The organism is Microcoleus sp. bin38.metabat.b11b12b14.051 (genome assembly GCF_013299165.1).
Taxonomy (GTDB): Bacteria; Cyanobacteriota; Cyanobacteriia; order Cyanobacteriales; family Microcoleaceae; genus Microcoleus.
The window spans coordinates 41,865-66,140 of the sequence record NZ_JAAFKD010000015.1; the positions used below are offsets into that span (position 1 = coordinate 41,865).

Consider the following 24,276-nt stretch of genomic DNA (forward strand, 5'->3'; position numbering starts at 1 on the left):
ACTCTCTCTTTTTTTTGTCTTTTTTTTGCGTGCACGGACGCATCAATACGGATCAGTGGTTTTTCGCCTCCAGAATGCCGGATCGTGGAACCGCCAAGAGCCTAGGGACACGAAGGAATAGACAACAAGAAGCAGGCAACCGGGCGGGCTGAAGGTTGAAACCGCTGCACCAGCTATAGTTTTTCCTCAAAATTTAACCAGAGTCGTGTTACCCATCAATACATTCCTGCTATCTTGTGTTGTGCAGGTGCACCCTGATGGCAAGGAGAGTTACCTCAGTAGTTATAGGTCTTTTTTTTATCTTTTGTTTTCAGGCATTACCGTGTAAATACGGATATAACAGCGGGGGAAAAAGGCAGAATTGGCAGAATTCGATTACCGATTACCAATTAGCGATTACCAACTACCAATTACGGCTTTAAGTCGATTAATATCAACTTCAGTTATCAAATAATTTTGACAGTATGAGCGAACAAGCTAGCGATCTAATCAAGCAAGGGATTTTGCAATATCAGGCGCATCAATTTGAGGCGGCGCTGGATTCTTGGCAGCAAGCGCTGAGGCTGTATCAAGAAGTTGACGATAAACGCCGATCGGGTGCGGCGCTGGGTAATATGGGCGTGGCTTACGAAGGGCTGGGAAATTACGATCGCGCGATCGACTGTTACCAGCAGCATTTGCTGTTAGCGCGGGAAATTGGCGATCGCCGGGGCGAGGCGAATGCTTTGGGAAATCTGGGCAATGCTTGCTGTGCCCGCTCAGATTTTTCTGGTGCTATGGATTACCAGCAGCAGCGTTTGGCGATCGCGCGGGAGACGGGCGACACTCGCTCTGAATTGGAGGCTTTGGGCAATTTGGCTTTTGCTTGCGATGCAGATGGCAATTTACCCAGTGCGATCGAGTGTTATCAGCAGCAGTTGTCGATCGCGCGCGCCCACTTGGACGATCGCATCGAGCGCAGCGCTCTCAAGAGTTTGAAACTTGCTTACAAGTATTTAGCCGATTATGAGAAAGCCGACGAGTACCGGCAGCAGCAATTGGCGATCGTGCGAGAATTGTTTTTAACTGATAAACATCAGGATTTTGTCCAACTTGCAGAAACAGTTGGCTTGAATCCCGTCGAAGATTTTGCCGGAGCCGATTTAAGCGGTTTTGACTTGAATTATGCTGATTTTAATGGCGCAGATTTGCGTAAAACTAACCTCCAAAGTGCCGATTTAACCTTAGCGGATCTTAGCGGAGCTTTGCTGAGTTTTTCTAATTTAATCGATGCTACTTTGTGCAATGCTAATTTGCGGGATGCTGAACTCAGCAGCGCCAATTTGAGCGGTGCAGATTTGCGAACAAAGCTGCCGAGGGCAAATTTAACCGGGGCAAATTTAAGTGGCGCCAATTTGAGCAGTGCTTATTTGCCAAATGCAATTCTAGTCAATGCAAATTTAACAAATACTGATTTCAAGAATGCTGATTTGAGCGGTGTTGATTTGAGCGGTGCTAATTTAAATGGTGCTGATTTGAGCCGCGCCGATTTAAAAAATGCGGTGGTGAAAAATGCGAATCTTACTGGTTGTTTGGGGATTTCGGAAGGGGTAAAAGTTGAGTTGAGGGCGCGGGGCGGGATTTTTGAGTAAAATGGCAATATTGGCAATTGTAGAGGAGAATAAAAGCTATGACTTTCGCTACTGCAAAACGATTCTCGATCGCCGAATATGACCGTTTGGCAGAACTGGGCTTTTTTGAGTCCGATGCTCGATTTGAATTGATTCGCGGAGAAATTATCAAAATGGCTGCCAAAGGTAGACTTCACTCGGTTTGTAACTCGCGGGTGTTTGGAAAATTGTATTCGCTGCTAGAAGAAATAGCGATTGTGCGCGGTCAGGAACCGATTATCTTGTCTGATGATACCGAACCAGAACCTGATGTAGTGATTGCCCGCAATCGCTCTGATGATTATGTATCTTCTCACCCTCTAGCTGCTGATATTTTGTTGGTAATTGAGGTTTCTGATTCTACTTTGAAGTACGATCGGAGAACAAAGTTATCTCTCTATGCTGAATCGGGGATTTCTGATTATTGGATATTTAATTTAGTAGATATTCAATTGGAAATGTACAGCGAACCTTATCAGAAACAAACAGGTGGTTTCGATTATCGACTCAAACGAGTGGTTTTACCGAATGAGGTTGTGGTAATTCCGGGTTTTCCAGAGTTGTCTCTCGATTTATCTGCGGTATTTCCGCCGCAGGTGGGTGCGTGAATATGAGGAGTGCGATCGCCCAGGATTCATGGTACAATCCAAAAACGCGATGGCTACGCCCCGGCTTGCGCCTACGAACTCCTCAGCAAAATACCGCCATGACCGCTGAAAATTTCTCCTCGCCAGACCAAAACATCCAGCTATCGGGTATCAGCGAGCAAACCTACGAAACCTTGCTCGCCGAATTCAGTAACCCCTCACTGCGGCTGACATACAATGGTGGCCATCTCGAAATTCTGGAACCTTCGCCAGAACACCAATTTTACAAAACAATAATCAGTAGATTTGTCGAGACCCTAGCTGAAGAATTCGGAGTTAATATTGCAGCGGTCGGTTCCACAAATTTTCAGCGTGCAGAACTCAGCATTACCAAACCCAACGAATGTTTTTACATCCAGAATTTCTGTGCAATTCAAAACCCAAAAAATATCAACACGAGTCAAAATCCGCCGGACTTAGTAGTGGAAATTGATATCGCGAGTTGTTCGCAAAATAGCTTGCAAGTTTATGCCGATGTCGGCGTGCCGGAAGTTTGGATTTATAATGGGGAACGGCTGATTATCAACAGATTAGAAAATAGAGCCTACGTTTCGAGCGAGTCCCTGCGGGATAGCTCCGCCGCGCGTAGTTTAGCCTTTCCCGCCGTAAATATTTTAGAAATTGTCAATTTTTTACAACAAGCAGAAACAATGGATTACTTAGAAGTAGTTAAAGCATTTCGGAATTGGGTAAAAAGTGAAATACTACCAATTAACAAGCTCAGCTAGGACGCGCACCCCCCAGGTATAGACGAGTCTCAAAAAGGTGAGGTCTAGGTTTAGATTTTAGATTTTAGATTTTAGATTTTAGATTTTAGATTGGGGGATTGAGGGATCGATCGGTCAATATCTCCTATGAGAGATCGAACTGCTATATAAAAAACCGGATTATGATAAAGTATAAATCAAGAACTCATCAAAATCTCCATCACAGTCTGGCAGAGCCAGCACTTCTACCGATATGCGATCGCTAGAGTCTCATAACAAATACCCAGATTGCTTGTGGATGCAACTAGAAGCAATTCCAGTGCCGTCGGTTGCAGCCCAAACCCAGCAGCTCGACATTCACTTGAGCCTCAATTTTAACGAGCACTGGGAGCCGCTGCTGGGCGGTAGGGTAAAATTTGGCCTGCAAGGCGGGACGCTCAAGCTAAGTCTGGAAAACTGCGAAATCCCCGTAGCATCGCGTCAGTTAGTCGGCGATTTCGCGCTGTCATCAATCGAAAGCAGCACAGAAGTTTTGTTGAACGAAAGTCAGCATGAAAATGCGGAAAATTTGGACGATACAGACGGCACGTTGTGTCACGTTTCTACAGTGGGCGACGATACAAAGCCTGCTTGGATTTTTTCCTTAAAACGAGGCAAGCCAGTATTAAAAGGTTTGCTCAAAAGTGCTAAAATAGGAGGATTTGAAGCGAAACCACTGCGAATTGCAGCGGTTTTTGAAGTTGCGAAAGAAGATATCTATCTCACAGATGCGGAGGGTTTGTGGCCGCACGATATCACACCCAATCAACATTCGGTTTTAGAAAGAATCTTGACTGTATATTTGCAAGCAAATAAACTGCAACCGGCTCTGAGTTGGGCGCTTTTATCTTACAATTTGCCTGCGGTGGAAGCGCCAGAGGTGGAAATTGTCGCGGAAGCCGAAGCTCAATTGCAGGAAATGGTCGATCGCATTATTTCCGCTGAAACCGACGATTTTGCCGAACTGGCAAAAATCGCAAACCTCAATCCAGCAGAGGATTTCGCGGGCGGTAGCTTGCGCGGGACGAGTTTAAGTGCAGTGGATTTTAGCAGCGCCAATCTCCCGGGAGCCAACTTCCGCGGTGCAAACTTAAACGATGCGGATTTCAGCGACGCCAACCTGCAAAATTCCAAATTCGGTGGTGCAGATTTGAGCGGCGCTTTTTTAGGAAATGCCGATTTGAGCGGCGCAGATTTGTACCGCGCCAGTCTGGCTTTAGCAAACCTCAGCGGCGCAGATTTGAGCGGCGCAAATCTGCTCGAAGTGAACTTAACAAATGCTAATTTCAGCGGTGCTAATGTCGAGTCAGCCAGGTTTGGGAATAACTCGGGACTGGCGGAGGATGTGAAGCTAAATTTACAGCAACGAGGAGCGATTTTTGAGACAGTTGACAGTTGACAGTTGGTAGTTGGTAGGGGCGGTGCCCCCGTGCCCGCCCTCAGTTGACAGTTGGTAGGGGCGGTGCCCCCGTGCCCGCCCTCAGTTGACGCAAGGAGGGCGACTTCTATCTGGAATAAAGAGGATTGGAGTAATGAATAGTCTTTTTAAATTTTCCAATACAAGGAAGGGAGAGGCTTTCAATCATTTTTTATTGTAAAAATTTTGTCTGATTTAAGATATTTGTAGAATTCAACATCAATTAAATAAACCATACAAAATATACCAAGTTAAAAAAACATTGCTACCAAAAATAAATTAGAGGTTTTTACCTGTAGGGAAACGGCACTGCCGGAGACGGCAATTTATGATTATGACTGATAATTTATAGCGGTTCTCAAAAAAGTGAGGATAGCCCTGTTTGGCCTGTTTGGCTTATGCCCTATGCCCTATGCCCTATGCCCTATGCCCTGTTTGCCCTATGCCCTATGCCAGATAGTACCTCATATGAGAGCTTGAAAGGCTATATATACGCTTAATGTAGCAACAATTTGTCACGCATGGTATTAATACTAGCCTCAACTTCTTGAGGAAATACGATAGATTCGCGAGCTAGAGTAACTTATTTTAGTTAACTACTATTTCCACAACCACACAAAATATCATATTGTGTCCTTCCACATTTTTGCTATCAAAAAAATGGTGCGATCGCTCCCCTAGCATCGAAAAGTCGAAATCCCTTTACTCGTGTTTCACCGGCGAGAAGTGCGATCGCCCTTCTCACCCAAGTGTAAAGTTTTATTACAGTTATATTTTTGTAGCTTTAGATACAGAAATATCTGATATAGTCATAAATAGGAACAAAAAAGCAGCCCAACATTAATCAAGGAAAACGGAGGAACCGGATATGTCTACCGAAAATCAAGCCCGCTCTCTGATGATGCGCCACCACCACATGGTGAAGAACCGGCAGCAATCCATGCTCAACCGCAGCGCTACCGAAGTTGGGATGGAAGATACCCAATACTGGGGCCACATTCAAGGCAAGCCGCAGCCCAGCCTTAAAGACAGTTACGATCGCAGCAACGCCACCATGAGCTAAGGCAAAGCTCAATTTCCCCAATTGCCCGCAAACCTATTACCTACATTTGGAGAAAACCAGTTATGTCTACTCAACAACAAGCGCGCAGCTTGATGATGCGCCACCAACATCTCGTCAAAAACCGTCAGGAATCCATGCTGAGCCGCGCGGCTGCTGAAGTTGGTTTAGATACTGGTTCTCAGGCGAGTGTCGATCGCAAATAACTCATTTTTTCAACAGCGAGACAGTTGAATCGAGTTGGTTGTTTGCCAGCTAAAAATTAATCATGACAGTGACAAAACCATCGCGGCTTCTTCTTGAGTTCGATCTCTACAGAAGAAGTCGCGATTAATTTTATGGGGTTGGTTAAACTCAAAAAGTGAAGCAGCACATTTCCACGCATCGGGGCATCGGGTGCGGAACCATAAAATGACGAAGGAACAACTCTTTCATTCGTCATTTATTGGCAATCTAAAATCTAAAATCTAAAATCTAAAATCTAAAATGATATAATCCCCTCTCAATAGAATAGAAAGATCTAGGGAGGTCATCATGTCGGACTGGAAAGAAATTGGCGGCGGAGTTACAGCACCCAGAGGATATCGAGCATCGGGAATTACAGCGGGTTTGAAGCCTTCAGGCTTGCCGGATTTAAGTTTAATTTTGTCAGAGGTGGACGCGATCGCCGCGGGAGTCTTCACCACATCCACAGTCCGGGCTGCTTGCGTGGACTACTGCCGCCAGCGCTTGCAAGCTAAACCCAGCGCCAAAGCAATTTTGTGCAATGCCGGACAAGCTAATGCTGCTACTGGCGAACTAGGTTTGGCAGATGCCCTCGAAAGCGCGAAATTGTTGGGAGAAGCGCTGAATATTCCTTCAGAATCGATTCTGTTGGCCTCCACGGGCGTGATCGGACAGCGGATTAAAATGGAGCCGCTGAGGGCGGGAATTCCGCGATTGGTTGCTGAGGCCTCGGCAACTGGTTCTGATGCTGCTGCTAAGGCTATTTGTACGACTGATTTGGTGCCGAAAACGATCGCCCTAGAAACCATGTTTGGCGATCGGCCGGTACGCATCGGCGGCATTTGCAAAGGTTCGGGAATGATTCACCCAAATATGGCAACAATGCTCGCATTTGTAACTTGCGATGCAGCAGTATCGTCGCATTTGTGGCAGGAAATGGTGAGTCGGGCGGCTAACAGAAGTTTCAATCAAATTACTGTTGACGGCGATACCAGTACCAACGATTCGCTAATTGCTTTGACTAACGGCCAATCTCGCACGCCTGCGATTACAGAAATGGGCCCGGAGGCTGAAAAATTAGAGGCGATGCTAACAGAAGTTTGCGTGCATTTGGCAAAGGCGATCGCCCGCGATGGCGAAGGTGCAACTTGTTTGGTAGAAGTGCAAGTTAGCGGCGCCGCCGACGAAGTTTCTGCGAGTAAAATTGCCAAAACAATTGTCGGTTCTTCTTTGGTGAAGGCTGCTATTTTTGGACGCGATCCGAATTGGGGCAGAATTGCGGCGGCGGCGGGACGCGCGGGAGTTCCTTTTGAACAAGAGAATTTGCGGATTCAATTGGGAGATTTTTTGATGATGGAAAACGGACAACCGAAGGAGTTTGATAAATCTGTTGCGAGTAATTACATGAAGGCTGCGGCTGCTGGTGAATATCTGAAGGAAGACACGGTTTTAATTCAGGTTAGTGTCGGGAATGGCGGCGGTTTTGCGAAGGCTTGGGGATGCGATTTGAGTTACGACTACGTGAAGATTAACGCTGAGTATACGACTTAAGGGCGATCGTAATTTCAGAGGCCGGGGCGAATGGATTTCGTGGCGACACAGCCCCGGCGATTTCAATCGCGGCAGCCCCGGCGATTGAAATCGCGGCGACACAGACAAAACCCACCTCCGTGGGTTGAAGATGCACGGGCGATTGAAATTGCGGCAGCCCCGGCGATTGAAATCGCGGCGACACAGACAAAACCCGCCTCCGCGGGTTGAAGATGCACGGGCGATTGAAATTGCGGCAGCCCCGGCGATTGAAATCGCGGCGACACAGACAAAACCCGCCTCCGCGGGTTGAAGATGCACGGGCGATTGAAATTGCGGCAGCCCCGGCGATTGAAATCGCGGCGACACAGACAAAACCCGCCTCCGCGGGTTGAAGATGCACGGGCGATTGAAATTGCGGCAGCCCCGGCGATTGAAATCGCGGCGACACAGGCAAAACCCGCCTCCGCGGGTTGAAGACAAATTTTACAGATTTTTAATAGAAATGAGAGACAATTTTACGCAGTTATATGTCCATTTTACTTGGGCAACTTGGGATAGATTGCCTTTGATTACTCCTGATATTCAACAACTTATCTATGCAGCAATTATTGCAGAATGTCAGAAGTTGGGATGCACTGTGATTGCTGTTGGCGGTATCGAAGATCACGTTCACCTGTTAACAGGTTTTCCGACTACTTTAGCGGTATTTGAGATAATTAAGCAAGTCAAGGGCAGTTCTTCCCATTTAATCACTCACGAAATTAAACCGGGTGATTTTTTAAAATGGCAAGGCAGCTATGGGGCATTTACTGTTAGCCGTGATGGGCTCGACGTTGTGACTAAATATATCAAAAATCAAGCTGTTCACCATAAGGAGAAATCAATGATTCCTCATTGGGAACTGACTCACAAACCACTAGATAATCTCAATCGCCCGTGATTCTTCAACCCGCGGAGGCGGGTTTCGTTTGTGTCGCCGCGAATTCGATTCGCCGGGAATCCGCCCACAATTCTTGAATCCAAAATTTCTTCAACCCGCGGAGGCGGGTTTAGTTTGTGTCGCCGCGATTTCAATCGCCGGGAATCTCAATCGCCAGCGATTCTTGAATCCAAAATTTCTTCAACCCGCGGAGGCGGGTTTCGTTTGTGTCGCCGCGATTTCAATCGCCGGGAATCTCAACCGCCAGCGATTCTTGAATCCAAAATTTCTTCAACCCGCGGAGGCGGGTTTCGTTTGTGTCGCCGCGAATTCGATTCGCCGGGGCTGTGTCGCCCGCGAATTCGATTCGCCGGGGCTGTGTCGCCGCGAATTCGATTCGCCGGGGCTGTGTCGCCGCGAATTCGATTCGCCGGGGCTGTGTCGCCACGAATTCAATCACCCCGAATCTCCACCACCCGCGAATTCCATCCGCGCGCAATCTCAATCACCTACAATTTCCAGCACTATTTTACCCGTTACTGAACCTGTTTCTAACAACTCATGCGCGGCTTGAGCTTGTTCTAGAGGGAAAGTTTGACTGACGTGAATTTTCAATAAATTACGATCGCACAAACGAGCGCACTGCTGCAAAATCTTCGCCTGCTGTTGCTGTTCCTCCACCAAACCTTGCAGCATCGGTGTTAACATTAATTCCAGACTAATTCGCAGATTACGCATTCTCGCTGTTTTCAAATTGCCTAAAGCCGGATCGGGCTCCAAAATTGTTACCAAATCTCCATAAATCTTCACAGCCGGAATTATTTGGTAAAAACTTTCTCCCCCGACTGTATCGAAGGCCAAGTCAACTCCTTGTCCCTGAGTCCAAGTCAAAACCTGATCGACAACATCAGTGTTTTTGTATAAAATAACTGAATCAGCACCCAAAGAGCTACAAATTTCGGCTTTTGCTTGGGAACTAACAGTGGTGCAAACCTCAGCGCCTTGCAAGGAAGCCAACTGTATCGCGACGTGGCCGACACCGCCTGCACCTGCTAAAATTAGCACTTTCTTTGATAACACCTGGCCAGCTTGCAAGCGCCCTCGATCGTAGAGCGATTCCCACGCTGTAATTAAAACTAATGGTGCACCCGCCGCCTCAGCAAAACTTAATGCAGCAGGCTTGATGGCGAGAAACCTTTCGTCTACAACGGCAAACTCAGCATAAGTACCGATCGACCCGCCCAAACCTCCGTTGCAGAAAAAAACCTCGTCTCCGACTTGGACACTCTGCACAGCATCACCGAGGGCCTCTACTACTCCCGCACCGTCGCACCCCAAAACGTGAGGACTTTTCTCCGGGTAAAAAGTGCCACGCGATCGCAACTTAGTATCTATCGGATTGAGTCCCGCCGCCCGCAACCGCACCAAAACTTCAGTTTCTGTTTGTATAGTAGGGGCGGGGATATCTTGCAATTTCAATACGGACGGGCTTCCGGGGGTTTCAAAAACGATCGCTTTCATAGCGTGATATTAACTCTCTTGTCGGCTTCACCTGCGATCCTACCTTGTATTTGTTACTCATCCGTGACGATACTTAGTTATTTTTAATAAATAGATTGGCTTCAAGTAACTACTACAATTGTCGAGCGGTGCTAATCGATGTTCCAGCTAGATTTATTTCTTTACTTTGAGATTCTTGCATATTTTCTGGGACTATCGGCGAGCTTAGCCTTTGCCTTGGCGATTTATCTCAAGTGGCAGGGAAGGCCGCCTAGTCTGCCGCCAGCAGAGCAAGACCAGTTTCCACAATTAAACGGCGATTTATCCCCAAAAGTCCAAAATCAGAAAAAGTTTTTGATTTTATTCAACTCAAATCCGTTGCAGCCAACTAACAACTTCTTGGGTACACTTTTCAGTATTGGTCGCTCTCTATTCTTCGCCCAGCAACAGCTCCCAACTGTGAATTCTTCGTCTCTTGTAGGGCTTTCCACCAGCCAAACCCTCAGTCAGAGCCGATCGGGTGGGATCGAGGAAAATCGAGATGGGCCGAATGCCGAGTGTTCTGCCAAAGTTAACACTTCCCCGCAATTAGAGGAAGACTTGCTGGGCGACATCCTAGCAGGTACTAATTCGCCGGGGGGAGCAGAATTTTTTGATGCCTTGGTTCGCCACTTAGCCTCAGCACTCGCAGTTCGCAGCGCCGTGGCTGCCAAATCTATGAAGTCGATCGAACGCGCCGATACCCCTCCCGATCGATTGCAAGCGATCAGTTTTTGGCTCGATGGACAACAGCAGCCAAACTTTGAGTGCCACACGGCCAATACTCCCGAATCGCTGGTGTTCGAGCGGGGAATGTACTGCTGTCAAGACTCCCTGGGAGAAACCTTTCCACAAGACCGCAGACCCATAGTGACAGGTGCGTGCAGTTTCCTGGGAGTCTTGCTCAAAAACTCTTACGCCGAACCTTTAGGCATTATTTGTATTTTCCACGATCGACCTCTGGTACAATCACAGATTGCCAAATTCCAACTAATTCTCAGCATTTTTGCCTCTCGCGCCGCCGCCGAATTAGAGAGGCAGCGCCTAGAAGCAGCCCTGTGCACCGTAGAAGCCAAATACTGCGCCCTTGTAGAACAGATGCCCGCTGTCACCTACATTTCTCCCCTCAACCGCAACGCTGCCAAACTTTACATTAGCCCCCAAATCGAGACTTTTCTCGGCTATTCTGTAGCTGAATGGAAGGCAGACCCCGACCTGTGGCTGAAACTCGTTCACCCAGAAGACCGCGATCGCGTGTTAGTGGAAAACGCAGCACAGAAATTCACCGGTGGAGAAGATATTTTTGGTGAGGCGCCGCTTGTTTCAGAATACCGCGCGATCGCCCGCAACGGCAAAGTTGTCTGGTTTCGCGATCGAGCGATCGCCGTTCGCGATGAAGGCAGTAAATCCGTCATCCTGCAAGGTGCCATGTTTGACATCACCGAGACTAAAGTCGCCGCCAGCGCCCTGCTCGAAAGCGAATATCGCTACTACACTTTGGCAAAAATACTGCCTGTCGGGATTTTCCGCGCCGACGCTGCGGGAGATTGTTTGTATGTCAACCAGCGATTTTTGGAAATGGCGGGACTGACGGCCGCACAGGCATTGGGTGAAGGTTGGGGTCAAAGTTTGCATCCCGAAGACCGATCTCGGGTTTTGAGCCAGTGGTATCGCGCCGTGCAAGATAAGTTGCCTTGCAAGTTAGAATACCGCTTTTGCAACGGCAACCTCACAACTTGGGTATTTTGGCAAGCAGTCCCGGAAATTGACCACAGCGGGGAAGTTCTGGGGTATCTGGGTACGCTGACGGATATCAGCGATCGCAAGCAGGCAGAATTCGCCCTGCAACAGGCTGAAGAAAAGTACCGCAGCATCTTTGAAAATGCGATCGAGGGAATTTTTCAGACGACAGTTGACGGGCGCTACCTCAGTGCTAATCCTGCTTTGGCCAGAATTTACGGCTACCAGTCGGCCGCGGAACTGATCGCAAACATCTGCGACATCGATCGCCAACTCTACGTCGATCCCAGCCGCCGCGTTGAGTTTTTGCGCGCGATCGAAAAACACGGCGCTGTGTCTGAATTCGAGTCCCAAGTTTACCGCGCTGACGGCACCACCATCTGGGTTTCCGAGAATGGCAGGGCGGTTCGCGACACGATCGGCAATTTGCTTTACTACGAAGGCACTGTCGAAGATATTACCCTTCGCAAAATCGCAGAAGAGAAGTTAGTACACGATGCTTTGCACGATACGCTGACAGGTTTGCCCAACCGAGCTTTATTTATGGATCGCTTGGGACACGCGATCGAACTTTCCAAACGCCGTCCCGAGGTTTTGTTTGCGGTGCTATTTATCGATCTCGACCGCTTTAAGGTTGTCAATGACAGTTTGGGGCATTTAGTGGGCGATCGGTTGCTCATTGCGATCGCACAACGCCTGGAAATCTGTTTGCGTGCTGGAGATACCGTTGCCCGTCTCGGCGGTGACGAATTCGCTATTTTGCTGGAAAATATCAAAAACACTGAGGATGCAATCCAGATTGCCGAACGAGTGCAAGCACAACTCGCAGAGCCTTTTTACCTCAACGAATATCAAGTTTTTAGCAGTGCTAGCATAGGCATTGTTTGTTCCGGTTTGCCGCAGAATTCTACTACCAGCAGCGAAATGTCTAGTCCTGGAAATCTCCGAAATATCGATGGAGAACCTTCTGTGTCTTGCTTGTCTTCCGACTCCTCAATTGCCCCGGTACCGTTACAAATATTGTACGATCGACCAGAAGAACTGCTGCGAGATGCAGATGCTGCCATGTATCACGCGAAGGGATTGGGCAAAGCTCGTCATGAAGTTTTTGACTTAAGTATGCACACTCGCGCCGTCGCCCTTTTGCAACTCGAAAACGATTTGCGGCGCGCTTTAGACTCCCAGGAATTTCAGCTTTACTACCAGCCCATCGTCTCTCTAACTAGCGGTACAATCGTCGGTTTTGAAGCCCTGCTGCGCTGGTATCACCCCCAGCGGGGTTTAGTATCTCCGGGCGAGTTTATTTTAGTAGCAGAAGAAACTAGATTGATTGTACCTATTGGTTGGTGGATGATGCGATCGGCTTGCCACCAGATCCACCAATGGCACCAAAAATTCCCAACAAATCGACCGTTGACTGTGAGCGTCAACCTTTCTAACGAACAATTTAAACAGCCGGATTTAATCGCTCGCCTGAGCGAAATCTTACAAGAAACTCAGCTTGACCCCCGCACTTTAAAGTTAGAAATTACTGAAGGCGTCATCATGGACAATGCCGAATCAGCCGCCGCTATCCTCTCCCAATTGAAAAATTTAGAAATAGAATTATATATTGACGATTTCGGCACAGGCTATTCTTCTTTGAGCCGCCTGCACACTTTTCCCACTGACGCCTTAAAGATCGATCGAGCTTTTGTCAGCCGCATGACTGAAGATGAAGGAAACGAAGCCATCGTACAGACTATTTTAATTTTAGCCAGTCATTTAGGCATGGATGTAATTGCTGAAGGCATCGAAACTATTGAACAGCTTAATTTGCTCAGAGCCCTGCAATGCGAATACGGACAGGGATACTTTTTCTCCAAGCCTGTAGACAGCATCACAGCCACACGTTTGATCGAAAGTCAACCTCAATGGTAATTTGTTAGTTAACGTTTGACTGTTGGCTATTGGCTGTTTCTAGGAATAAAAACAGAGAGTGGGCTAGTTGTCTTTGGAAGTGAGGCTGATAGACTTACGGAAGTTATAAATTTTACCGAATAATAGTCTCCCAAACGCTAGAGTCATAAAAATAACAAACGTGAGTTTTTCCTAGGAAACGTTGGAGGAGAGAAGAAGATTTTGCATAAACTTTTTTGTAAATCATTTTATCTGAGGGACTTCCTTTAGGTAACGGAGTCTTAGCTGCCACCCAGTCTTGATTAGAATAGCAGTCAATCCAAGTATTTATTGTTGCATTGTTTAAGCATTTATTTATTTCTCTCTCTCCCCAATTAGATTTATAAGATAAAACCTTTAAAGTTCCCCCTAAAGTAATGTATCGAAAAGTTTTGTCACTGTGATAATCAGCCAGAGTATCTGTCGCCACAGCAACACCAAAACTATAAGCTAATATAGTTGCTCTATCATAATTATCGCTCTTCAATACGTCTTCGAGAAGATTTAATACTCTACCACGAGTCTTTGATCTGATTGTACTACCCTCTGTATCTTCCCCTAAATAGGCTGCGGAAAATTCACAGATATCAATAAGTGAACTGATGGGTAAAAAGCTTGATAAAATACTAATAAAAAACCAAAAAGACCATCCTTTCATTGATTCACCAAAAAATCCAATCTTTTTTGCCATCTCCAGCGGAAATTCCGCCCCAAAAAAACTATTTGTTTGTCCTATAGCTATCAAAACTGCCGCTAAAATTCCGTAATACCAACCTGTAAATAAAATAGCAGAAATAATAAAATTTATAAATAAAGAAGGAGATTCCTTAACGGACAACCAAATAGGAGAAATCAACCAATATATCAAGACTTCACCACCTCTAATAAATTTAGTTTTTTCATCTTTTTGACTCAGTTTATTACTAGCGAATACATCCATGTAATAACCTTCATAAATGTCAATTGTTTTGTACAACTCTTGTTTGTTATAAATAGAAAATCTTTTTCCTGTATGTCCTGCTATTTTTATTTCACCGTCTTCTTGAACAGTAAAACTCTCTAGCTGCTCGCTTAAAGAGCTACAAAAATTTTCCATAAAGTCATTTTTTTCTTGAGTATTTATACCGGGTACTAAAATTATAACTTCATTAGGAACTGGCATAAACTTTGAGACCTTATAATAATAAAAAGCGTCTTTAATTCAAGGTTAACAGTTAACAGTTAACAGTTAACCGTCAACCGTCAACTGTCAACTGACTTAAACTTTCGCTTCCAAAGACTTGAGAAACTCCGTATTTACCCCGGACTCGCGCGTCATGGCTATTTTTCCAGTCCGAGCAATTTCCTTAATCCCAAATCTATTTAGAACTTGGACGATCGCCACCATCTTACCCGGATCTCCGACAACTTCCAAAGTCAGGGTATCATCACCAATATCCACCACCCGCGCTCTAAAAATCTGAGCTAACTCAATTATCTCCGATCGCGTTCCGCTAGCAGCATTAACTTTCAGCAACATCAACTCCCGTTCCACACAGGGAATTTCCGTTATATCCTGAACCTTAAGCACGTTAATCAACTTGTACAGTTGCTTCGTCAACTGCTCGATAATCTGGTCATCTCCCGGTACAACCATCGTAATCCGAGACACTCCCACTTGCTCCGCCGGGCCAACCGCTAGACTTTCAATATTAAAACCCCGACGCGCAAACAAACCAGCAATTCGAGTGAGGACACCCGCTTCATCTTCAACTAAAACCGAAAGAGTGTGTTTCATTTCTCCAAAAAAGACGCATTTCGTGCACTTCTACTGTCGCCAATTCGCCTTTTAGCAGAAGTGCACGCCCATTAAATCTGCCTGAGACATTTTATCCCGAGTTATTGGCCGTTCAACTCCGGGAAAAAACCTTGATAAATTTCGCTTTTACCGCAGTCTCGATCCCCCTAAATCCCCCTTAAGAAGGGGGACTTTGATAACACTCCTGTCCCCCCCTACAACCAGGGGGGTTAGGGGGGATCGGCTCGATCTCAACCGTAAACTCGCCCCTACCCGTTCTGATGGCACCCGAGCCAAGTTTTTTGTGTACGAACGTACACAATTCGTCGCTAGAATAAAAATATTCAGGTTTGGTGGCTGACCCAAACCACAATTTTGACATTAATTGGTGTCAAAACTGCGAAGTACCAAGCCACCATAACTTACAGAAAAACCCGGTGTTGCAGCGAAGGCATTTGGCGCCGGACTTGTTCGAGTCGATCGGGATTAATCTCTGCTACCGCCACACCCGGTTCCTCTCCAGCATCGGCTAAAACCACACCCCAAGGGTCTACAATCATGGCGTGACCGTGAGTTTGACGGCGGCCGTAGTGGTGTCCAGTCTGCGCTGGGGCGATCGTATAACAAGTATTCTCGATCGCCCTAGCTTGCAACAAAACCTTCCAGTGATCCTTGCCAGTGTAAGCCGTAAACGCCGCCGGCACGAACAAAACATCAGCACCCTTGTGTGACAAATGCCTGTACACTTCCGGGAACCGCACGTCATAGCACACCGAAAGTCCCAGCGTCCCCAACTCCGGCGACACATAAACCGGCGGCAAATCTTCACCAGCTTTCACCGTGCTCGATTCCCTGTAGGTAATCCCGTCTGGCACATTCACATCAAACAAATGTACTTTTTTGTACCTTGCCACCTCAGTGCCATTTGGATCTACCAGCAAGCAAGTATTGTATACCTTCCCCCCCTCTGTCGGCACGGGAAATCCGCCGCCCAGAATCGTTACCTGGAACCGCAGGGCCATGGTTTTGATAAATTTTTCGCTTTGGAGTCCGATCGCCTCTGAAGAAGCAATCTTCTCCTCCTCTTCTCCCATAAACGAGAAATTTTCTGGTAAGGAAACTAACTCTGCACCCCGACGCACTGCCAGGTCTATTAATTCCTCTGCCTGAACCAAATTTTTTTGCAGGTCAGGCAAGCTAGTCATTTGAATTGCTGCGGCGATATAAGACTTCATCGATTCACAATATTAGTCATTAGTCAATAGTCATTTGTCATTTGTCAGCAGTCATTAGTCATTAGTCAGCAGTCAACAATGCCCTATGCCCTATGCCCTATGCCCTATGCCCTATGCCCTATGCTCAGATCATGTCACTGAGAAAGGCTATGTATAGTTTGAGAGTTTTGATGTTTGAGTTTTAAATTAACCTTTAACTTACAACTCAAAACTCAAAACTCTCAACTTTTTGTCCCCAGATTTTGAAACCTAATTTCGGTCAAATCTTAAGGCATCGGGTGGAAAAGCAAGTCAGGGAAAAAGCGGTTAAATTCAATCAAACCGGCAGCTTGAATAGATATCCAGAGGATTGCCAATACTGGCGCGGTCGAAAGAAACTTGACAAAATATTGCATGAATTCTGCTCCTGAAAATTCGAGACAGTTGGTAATTGCCGATCGCTACTTGTGCTAATTGCTAACTTGCCGTTAATAAATTAACTGTTAGCCCTTAGCCCTCGCTCCATTTCCCTATTTTAGCGGGGGGAAACAGTAATTTCGTCATCCTTGGCAAACATTTCACCAGTGGTGATTTCTTTGAGAGCTGCCAAAGGCCACAAAAGGCCACTCAGCATACATTTGATTGCCACAGGAACGTCGATAATAATCTCTTTTTCCTCTGGAGTCGCTGATTTTTTGGCAATTTGCAGATAAGCCCGGCCTACCCAACCAATCCAACCAGCCATATACAAGAACAGCAAGCTAGGAATCAAAAAGTCGCCAGCCTTGTCCAAGCTACCGTCTACGATTAAGTGCGGGTATCCTTCCGGGCCGCACATAGCTTGAGAATAGCGATCGAATCTTGCCTTGGCAGATGCGGGGTCGCCATTGGTAGAACGTGCATTTTTAGCCAGTTCCTTGAATTCGGGAGAGTCCTTGCACGGCACCAAATTGTAAGCCGAAGCAACTGGAGCAAAACTGATCCACAGACTAACCACTAAAATTGCAGCAAACAATCGTCGCATGAAATTGTTTCCTTTTGTTACAAAACAATAAGTTTTTTTACAAGCATTTCAACTTGCCGATCCCGAATCCAGATTACCGCACTTGCTGACAGTGTAAAGTCTCCATCACAGAGGCGGCAAAGCCCAAAAGAATGAGGGATTCGGGTTTTATAGGTCAGTGCGAGAGCTTAGCAATACCGCGAGAATATTTCACAGCTTGCATTACTTCGATCGCCAGGGCCTGTCAAACGGCTGCCAAATATCCCGCGAATAACCTGAGAACAGATCGATCCGGGGACTTGCGCCGAATTCGTTAAGCTAGCAATAGCTAACCTATCAAATAAAATTACCAGTTAATGGCAACCATTTTCGCAATCGAAACAAGTTGTGACGAAACAGCAGCAGCAATTGTTAAGAATCGTCAAGTTTGCAGCAATGTTGTAGCATCACAAATTAAAATCCACGAACAGTACGGTGGGGTAGTCCCGGAAGTAGCTTCGCGGAGCCATCTAGAAATGCTAAATCAGGTAATTGCCCAGTGTCTGAGTGAAGCCAACCTGAGTTGGTCAGAAATTGACGGCATTGCAGCGACTTGTGCCCCCGGTTTAGTAGGTGCATTGTTAGTCGGGCTGACAGCGGCGAAAAGCTTGGCAATAGTCCACCAAAAACCTTTTTTAGGCGTCCACCACCTCGAAGGGCACATCTATGCTTCTTACCTAATCGAACCCGACTTGCAGCCGCCGTTTTTGTGTCTGTTAGTTTCCGGGGGACACACTAGCTTAATTTATGTTAAAGATTGCGGCGTTTACGAAACAGTAGGACAAACGCGCGACGATGCGGCGGGGGAAGCTTTTGATAAAGTCGCGAGATTGTTGCAGCTAGGATATCCCGGCGGGCCGCTGATGGACAAATTAGCCGCCTTGGGGAATCCCCAAGCATACCCCCTACCTGAAGGCAGAATTTCGCTACCGGGTGGTGGCTATCATCCCTACGACAGCAGTTTTAGTGGGTTGAAAACGGCTGTTTTGCAGTTAGTGCAGAAACTACAAAAACTAGATATTAATGCTGGTGGTGAAGGCGTCTTGGCTGCTTCTACAATTAATGATATTGCGGCGAGTTTTCAGGAAACTGTAGCGAAGGGTTTAACTAAAAGGGCGATCGACTGTGCGATAAATTTCGGACTCACGACTATTGTAGTCGGTGGCGGAGTTGCAGCCAACAGCGGGCTGCGATCGCACTTACAAGCAGCAGCAGCCAAAAATAACTTGCGAGTATTGTTTCCCCCATTAAAATATTGCACAGACAACGCAGCAATGATCGGCTGTGCGGCGGCAGAACACTTGCAGCGAGGGCACACATCGCCGCTGACTTTGGGAGTAAATTCGCGGATGCCCGTTAGCGATGTCATGGAACTGTACAATTTGAATATTGACGTTAACAGTTGACAGTTGACAGTTGACAGTTGACAGTATTGTAGGGTGCGTCGCCCTCAAAAATACCTAAATTCGATCGACAATCTCGTAGCGACGCACCTCATACCATAATTGAGTATTTGTAGGGTGCGTCGCCCTCAAAAATACCTAAATTCGATCGACAATCTCGTAGCGACGCACCTCATACCATAATTGAGTATTTGTAGGGTGTATCGCCCTCAAAAATACCTAAATTCGATCGACAATCTCGTAGCGACGCACCTCATACCATAATTGAGTATTTGTAGGGTGCGTCGCCCTCAAAAATACCTAAAAGTCGATCGACAATCTCGTAGCGACGCACCTCATACCATAATTGAGTATTTGTAGGGTGCGTCGCCCTCAAAAATACCTAAAAGTCGATCGACAATCTCGTAGCGACGCACCTCATACCATAATTGAGGAAACAAGCCCAAAAATTTCTTGTAGCAAGACTTTTTATAAATGGTATCTCAGGTGCGTCGCCCTAAGATTGTCGGTATTTATTTGGGATTTTTTGAGCGCGACGCACCCTACAATTACTTCTTTCTTCCTTCTTCCTTAACCCATGAAAATCCGCGACGCAATTGAAAGCGATTTACCCGCAATTGTTCAAATATACAATGCAGCAATACCTGGGAGAATGGCCACAGCAGATTTACAACCAATCTCAGTAGAAAGCCGCCTCGCGTGGTACAAAGAACATTCCCCAAATTCCTTACCGATTTGGGTAATGGAATCAGACCAAAATATCGTGGGCTGGCTGAGTTTTCAGCTTTTCTATGGACGCGCCGCCTATCAGCATACCGCAGAAATTAGCCTCTACGTCGCGCCCGATCGCCAACGCTGCAAAATCGGACAAAAATTACTGCAATCGGCAATTACCCAAAGTCCAAAATTGAGACTGAAAACCCTGATGGCCATAATTTTTGCTCACAATCAGCCTAGTTTAACTTTGTTCCAAAAATTTGGCTTTCAGCAGTGGGGATATTTGCCACAAGTGGCCGAACTTGATGGCGTGGAAAGAGATGTGATGATTCTGGGTTTGCGCTTGAGTACACAATCGCGATAAGATTTGTGGGATGTTTGGAGTGCAAGTCCTATGATTTTTATGCGGACTGAAGTCCTCACTACAAACCTTCTGCTACAATTGTAATTTCATCCAAAGATGCGATCGCCACATCAGCCTTTTCCAACTGACTAACCTTAGCATTTCCCCAACAAATCCCGATACAGCCAGCCGCGCCCCCATTCTTACCCATCTGAATATCACCCGCTGAATCTCCCACCATCAAAGTCGCCGCCGGGTTTACTCCCAGTTTTTCGCAAGCTTGCAAAAACAATCTCGGATCGGGTTTATTAAGTTCCGTTGAATCCACACCCATTTCTAACTGAATCCATTCGCTTAATGCGTGATGTTTCACAAAATTTTGCACAGCAGCAGTCGTAGCAGCAGAAAGAATTCCCAGTTTTAAACCCGCTTCCGAAAACTCTTTGATAACTTCCAAGCAGCCGACAAACATCGGAGAAGAAGCACTACTTTTAAACATTTGGTCAGCTTCATCAAAAGCCCGACGCGCAATAGTTAAAGATTCCAACCATCCCCTGCCAGTTTCAGCGATATATCCCGCCGCCACAATCTCATTTTCTCTGCGACTACCGACGGCCATCAAGCCTGTGGGGTCAATGTTAGCACCTTCGATACCGAAAGCCATTTGTAAAGGCTCTCCAACGCCAGGAATTTGAGCATCTGCGAGGCGCGATCGCTTAATTCCCAATAATCGCAATAACTCCTGAGAATCCTCTAGAGTGCCGTCTTTGTCGAAGATTACGGCTTCGATATTTGAGAAGGTAATGCCCCGACATTTAATAGTTACCAAGAATTTGAACTCCAGAGTTTATATATTTTTTGTATTGTCTCATGTTGTGTTCTTTTTGGCAATTATTTTTAGATAACACGGCGGTTGAAACCGCGTCTACACAAACAATGTCCGCATAAGACGGCGGTTGAAACCGCGTCTACACAAACGATGTCCGCCTCCGCGGACTGAAGAAAAAAAAGGTAATTTTAAACGTCATTCTTGAACCCGCGGAGGCGGGTTTCGTTTGTGTCGCCGCGGTTTCAACCGCCGGGTTTCCTATGTATCGCCGCAGTTTCAACCGCCGATTTTCTTCAACCCGCGGAGGCGGGTTTTGTTTGTGTCGCCGCGGTTTCAACCGCCGGGTTTTGTTTGTATCGCCGCAGTTTCAACCACCGATTTTCTTCAACCCGCGGAGGCGGGTTTTGTTTGTGTCGCCGCGGTTTCAACCGCCGGGTTTTGTTTGTATCGCCGCAGTTTCAACCACCGATTTTCTTCAACCCGCGGAGGCGGGTTTCGTTTGTGTCGCCGCGGTTTCAACCGCCGGGTTTCCTATGTATCACCGCGGTTTCAACCGCCGATTTTCTTCAACCCGCGGAGGCGGGTTTTGTTTGTGTCGCCGCGGTTTCAACCGCCGGGTTTCCTATGTATCGCCGCAGTTTCAACCGCCGATTCTCTTCAACCCGCGGAGGCGGGTTTTGTTTATGTCGCCGCGGTTTCAACCGCCGAGTTTCCTATGTATCGCCGCGGTTTCAACCGCCGAGTCTTATCTCAAAATAATTCAAAATCGTCCTGCTAAATTGGCGACAATTAATGCTAATTGAATAGGCTTCATAGGCTTAGCAATATGTGCTTGAAAACCCGCTGCGATCGCCCTTTCGCGTTCTTTATCCCCAGCATACGCAGTCAGCGCCACCGCTGGGATTTCTCCTCCGGCTGACGCAGCAAGGGTTCGCACCTCTCGAATCAAAGAATACCCATCTTCTTCTGGCATCCCGATATCCGAGATTAGCACGTCATATCTGCCCGGATTCTCAATCAAAGCCGCGATCGCACTTCTAGCAGATGCAACTGCCAAAACCTCCGCCCCGTAGCCTTCGAGCACAAATTCTAAGAGCTCGCAGGTATCAACCAGATCGTCCACAACTAAAATGTGCAAACCCTCCAAAGAAGGGACATCATTACTCGGTATATTTACAGACGCAAATATAGTTGGCTGTAAATCGATCGCCTCTGTCAACACTTGAGTCAACTCTCCCAACGGCAATCTCATCGTAATTGTAGTTCCTTGTCCCTCACCCGGACTTTCTGCTTGCACCGTTCCCCCGTGCAATTCTACCAGATGACGCACGATCGACAAACCCAATCCCAGCCCTTGATTAGTCTTCGTACTGCTAGAATCGCCTTGATGGAAACGATTGAAAATATACGGTAAAAATTCGGCACTAATCCCTTTTCCTGTGTCCTTGACTTGGAGTTGAGCGCGATCGTCGATCGACTCCAATGCAATTTCCACTCGTCCCCCCGCAGGAGTAAACTTAATCGCATTAGATAGCAGATTCCACACAACTTGTTGCAAGCGAGCAGCATCACCTAGAACAGCCGTAGAACTCAACTGCGAAACAATTTTAATGTTTTTAGCATCCGCTGATAATTGCACCCCATCAATCGCAGCTTGCACCACTAACTGGAGATCGATCGGACTGCTATCGAGATCCAGTTTGCCGCTCGTAATCCTGGCAATATCCAGCATATCTTCGATTAACCGAGATTGCGCCCTCGCGCTGCGATCGATCACCTCTAAACCGCGAGTAACTGCTGCTTCCTTAAGCTTGCCGGATTGCAGCAGTTGCGCCCACCCCAGGATCGGAGTCAGGGGATTGCGGAGCTCGTGGGAGAGATTCGCCAGAAATTCATCCTTAGCACGGTTGGCGCTTTCTGCTTGTTGGCGAGCTAACTTTTCTTGCTGCAATAACTGCGATCGCTCTATTTCAAACTGCTTGCGATCGCTGATATCCTCGATCGACAACAGAATCATTAAAGCTTGGTCTTCTCCTTCAAGTTTACAAGCATTCAGCAGCATAGTTTTCTGCCCAATCTGCTCAAATACGTGATCCAACTCAAAGTTGTGTAGCTCAACATCACTCACCAGAATATCTTCCAAGATCGATCGCAATTTCGGAATATTCCACTGCCCGTTTCCTAGCTCAAACAGCGAACATTTCGCCGTTTCTGACTGTGAAACCTCAAACGTTGTATAGAACGATCGATTTGCTGTGTTCACTCGGAAATCAGCATCTAGCGCGACTAAAGGCGTTTGCACCGTTTCTACGATAATTTCAGCGTAATTTCGCGCCTGCTCTAAAATTATGGCACTGCGTTTAAGAGCATCAATATCAATTAGAACCATAACCACACCGTCAATCTGGTTTTCCGTAGTGCGGTAAGGACAAATACGCAGATTATACCAATATCCCGCTTGAGTTTGAACTTCTTGTTCTTGCGTATTCAGAGTCTGAATTACCTGCAAAATCATCTGTTCCAAGTCAGGAATATTCAGAGTCGTGCGGATGTCGCTAAAGGGTCGTCCCACATCTGTGGGAATCAGATTAAATAGTCGCTGCGCGGTTGGTGTAAAGCGTCGAATCTGTAAATCGTTTGCCAGCATTAAGACTGGAATATTGATACTAGACAGCAAATTTGTGAGATCGTTATTGACCAGGTTTTGTTCGGCATTTCGGTTGCAAAGTTCATCGTTAGTAGTGATCAGTTCCTCATTAGTCGCTTGAATCTCTTCTTTCGCCGTTTCTAGTTCCTCGTTGGTGCTTTGCAATTCCTCGTTGCTCGAAAGGATTTCTTCGTTCGCAACTTTGAGGTCTTGGTTGAGATTTTCGTGTTCCTCAATCACCGCTTCCAGGTGCGCTTGAGCCGCAGTTTTTTCTTGATTAGCGGTGGCAAGTGCCTCTCTCAGTCGCTCATTTTCACGAGCTAAATCATCTTGCTCGCAGCTTTCTGAAATGACGGTGCCAAAGTCGCTCGCCCTCGGTAAAGCCTCTTCAAACACCACCAAAAAGTAGCGTATTGCGACGGTTTTCGACTGGAACGGCATCACCTCAAAATTGACCATAGTCGATCGCCCGCCCGCCTCAACAGAAACCCCTTCTTTCCTCGTGTTCGCGTTCTGTGTTTGTGCCTGATAAATCGCGGTGCGAAGCTCAACCAGCAACCCTTTCCTTGCCACGATCAGCAAGTTTAAGTCCGGCGTTCCGGCTGCCACTTTAAAGTAAGGATCGATGTCTCCCCGCACTTGCAGGATTTGCATCTGCTCGTTGACAACCACACTAGCTGGGGCATAGCGATGCAAAATGAGTTGCTCAGTTTCTTGCTGTAAGTCGAAGCTATTCGTAAAATTTTCATTCATTCGCTGCCTTTCAGCTACTTTAACAACGGGATAGGAACTGGGCGTAAAAGAAAAAGTGGGACGAGTCACACTCAACTTTTTGGTATAAATTTTAGACTTTTTATGAACAGAAGTAAACAAGTACGAACATTTTCCGGT

19 protein-coding genes are annotated in these 24,276 nt (G+C 46.7%); 11 read left to right on the forward strand and 8 right to left on the reverse strand.

Annotated elements, in window-relative coordinates; translation table 11 throughout:
• The first annotated feature begins 464 nt into the window (after window positions 1-464).
• From QZW47_RS17050 to tnpA, 8 genes are all read left to right on the forward strand, one after another.
• Entirely contained in the window at window positions 465-1,631 is a 1,167-nt protein-coding gene (locus QZW47_RS17050) for a pentapeptide repeat-containing protein (RefSeq protein ID WP_293128937.1), read from the forward strand.
• A 38-nt stretch (window positions 1,632-1,669) separates the two neighbouring features.
• Window positions 1,670-2,257 carry a Uma2 family endonuclease gene (locus QZW47_RS17055; protein WP_293128939.1) on the forward strand — a complete coding sequence of 196 codons (588 nt, stop codon included), beginning with the start codon at window positions 1,670-1,672 and terminating at the stop codon, window positions 2,255-2,257.
• Window positions 2,258-2,355: 98 nt separating this feature from the next.
• Complete coding sequence (locus QZW47_RS17060) at window positions 2,356-3,024, forward strand: Uma2 family endonuclease (RefSeq protein WP_293128941.1); 669 nt, start codon at window positions 2,356-2,358, stop codon at window positions 3,022-3,024.
• A 277-nt stretch (window positions 3,025-3,301) separates the two neighbouring features.
• Window positions 3,302-4,441 carry a pentapeptide repeat-containing protein gene (locus QZW47_RS17065; protein WP_293128942.1) on the forward strand — a complete coding sequence of 380 codons (1,140 nt, stop codon included), beginning with the start codon at window positions 3,302-3,304 and terminating at the stop codon, window positions 4,439-4,441.
• Window positions 4,442-5,327: 886 nt separating this feature from the next.
• Window positions 5,328-5,522, forward strand: coding sequence for a hypothetical protein (locus QZW47_RS17070; RefSeq protein ID WP_293128943.1), 195 nt, complete (start codon window positions 5,328-5,330; stop codon window positions 5,520-5,522).
• A gap of 62 nt (window positions 5,523-5,584) precedes the next feature.
• Window positions 5,585-5,725 (forward strand): hypothetical protein, encoded by a 141-nt coding sequence (locus QZW47_RS17075; protein ID WP_293128944.1) that lies wholly within the window; start codon window positions 5,585-5,587, stop codon window positions 5,723-5,725.
• A 328-nt stretch (window positions 5,726-6,053) separates the two neighbouring features.
• Window positions 6,054-7,295 (forward strand): bifunctional ornithine acetyltransferase/N-acetylglutamate synthase, encoded by a 1,242-nt coding sequence (argJ, locus tag QZW47_RS17080; RefSeq protein ID WP_293128946.1) that lies wholly within the window; start codon window positions 6,054-6,056, stop codon window positions 7,293-7,295.
• Window positions 7,296-7,779: 484 nt separating this feature from the next.
• Window positions 7,780-8,217, forward strand: a complete 438-nt coding sequence (gene tnpA, locus QZW47_RS17085) for an IS200/IS605 family transposase (protein WP_293128948.1) — start codon at window positions 7,780-7,782, stop codon at window positions 8,215-8,217.
• A 480-nt stretch (window positions 8,218-8,697) separates the two neighbouring features.
• Here the strand turns inward: tnpA and QZW47_RS17090 are convergent, their stop codons facing one another.
• Window positions 8,698-9,717, reverse strand: a complete 1,020-nt coding sequence (locus QZW47_RS17090) for a zinc-dependent alcohol dehydrogenase family protein (RefSeq protein ID WP_293128950.1) — start codon at window positions 9,715-9,717, stop codon at window positions 8,698-8,700.
• A 138-nt stretch (window positions 9,718-9,855) separates the two neighbouring features.
• On the opposite strand from QZW47_RS17090, the gene QZW47_RS17095 reads away from it, so the two are divergent.
• On the forward strand, window positions 9,856-13,395 hold the full coding sequence (locus tag QZW47_RS17095; RefSeq protein WP_293128952.1) for a GGDEF domain-containing phosphodiesterase: 3,540 nt from the start codon (window positions 9,856-9,858) through the stop codon (window positions 13,393-13,395).
• Window positions 13,396-13,507: 112 nt separating this feature from the next.
• On the opposite strand, the gene QZW47_RS17100 is transcribed toward QZW47_RS17095, so the two are convergent.
• The 5 genes from QZW47_RS17100 to QZW47_RS17120 form a co-directional block, all read right to left on the reverse strand.
• Window positions 13,508-14,575 carry a hypothetical protein gene (locus QZW47_RS17100; RefSeq protein ID WP_293128954.1) on the reverse strand — a complete coding sequence of 356 codons (1,068 nt, stop codon included), beginning with the start codon at window positions 14,573-14,575 and terminating at the stop codon, window positions 13,508-13,510.
• Between the two features lie 96 nt (window positions 14,576-14,671).
• Window positions 14,672-15,190, reverse strand: a complete 519-nt coding sequence (gene ilvN, locus QZW47_RS17105; RefSeq protein WP_293128958.1) for an acetolactate synthase small subunit — start codon at window positions 15,188-15,190, stop codon at window positions 14,672-14,674.
• Window positions 15,191-15,612: 422 nt separating this feature from the next.
• The gene (locus QZW47_RS17110) at window positions 15,613-16,425 is read right to left on the reverse strand and encodes a carbon-nitrogen hydrolase family protein (protein WP_293128960.1); all 813 of its coding nucleotides are present in this window, start codon (window positions 16,423-16,425) and stop codon (window positions 15,613-15,615) included.
• 266 nt (window positions 16,426-16,691) lie between these two features.
• Window positions 16,692-16,820: a photosystem I reaction center subunit IX gene (psaJ, locus tag QZW47_RS17115; RefSeq protein ID WP_172188099.1), complete on the reverse strand. Its 129-nt coding sequence runs from the start codon at window positions 16,818-16,820 to the stop codon at window positions 16,692-16,694.
• Between the two features lie 119 nt (window positions 16,821-16,939).
• On the reverse strand, window positions 16,940-17,428 hold the full coding sequence (locus tag QZW47_RS17120; protein ID WP_293128964.1) for a Photosystem I reaction center subunit III: 489 nt from the start codon (window positions 17,426-17,428) through the stop codon (window positions 16,940-16,942).
• 335 nt (window positions 17,429-17,763) lie between these two features.
• Between QZW47_RS17120 and tsaD the strand changes: the two genes are divergently transcribed.
• On the forward strand, window positions 17,764-18,852 hold the full coding sequence (gene tsaD / locus QZW47_RS17125; protein WP_293128966.1) for a tRNA (adenosine(37)-N6)-threonylcarbamoyltransferase complex transferase subunit TsaD: 1,089 nt from the start codon (window positions 17,764-17,766) through the stop codon (window positions 18,850-18,852).
• Window positions 18,853-19,426: 574 nt separating this feature from the next.
• Complete coding sequence (locus tag QZW47_RS17130; protein ID WP_293128968.1) at window positions 19,427-19,930, forward strand: GNAT family N-acetyltransferase; 504 nt, start codon at window positions 19,427-19,429, stop codon at window positions 19,928-19,930.
• Between the two features lie 58 nt (window positions 19,931-19,988).
• Here QZW47_RS17130 and QZW47_RS17135 read toward each other — a convergent pair whose 3' ends face one another.
• Window positions 19,989-20,738, reverse strand: a complete 750-nt coding sequence (locus QZW47_RS17135) for an HAD family hydrolase (protein WP_293128969.1) — start codon at window positions 20,736-20,738, stop codon at window positions 19,989-19,991.
• A gap of 760 nt (window positions 20,739-21,498) precedes the next feature.
• Window positions 21,499-24,138 (reverse strand): ATP-binding protein, encoded by a 2,640-nt coding sequence (locus tag QZW47_RS17140; RefSeq protein ID WP_293128971.1) that lies wholly within the window; start codon window positions 24,136-24,138, stop codon window positions 21,499-21,501.
• Window positions 24,139-24,276 lie beyond the last annotated feature (138 nt).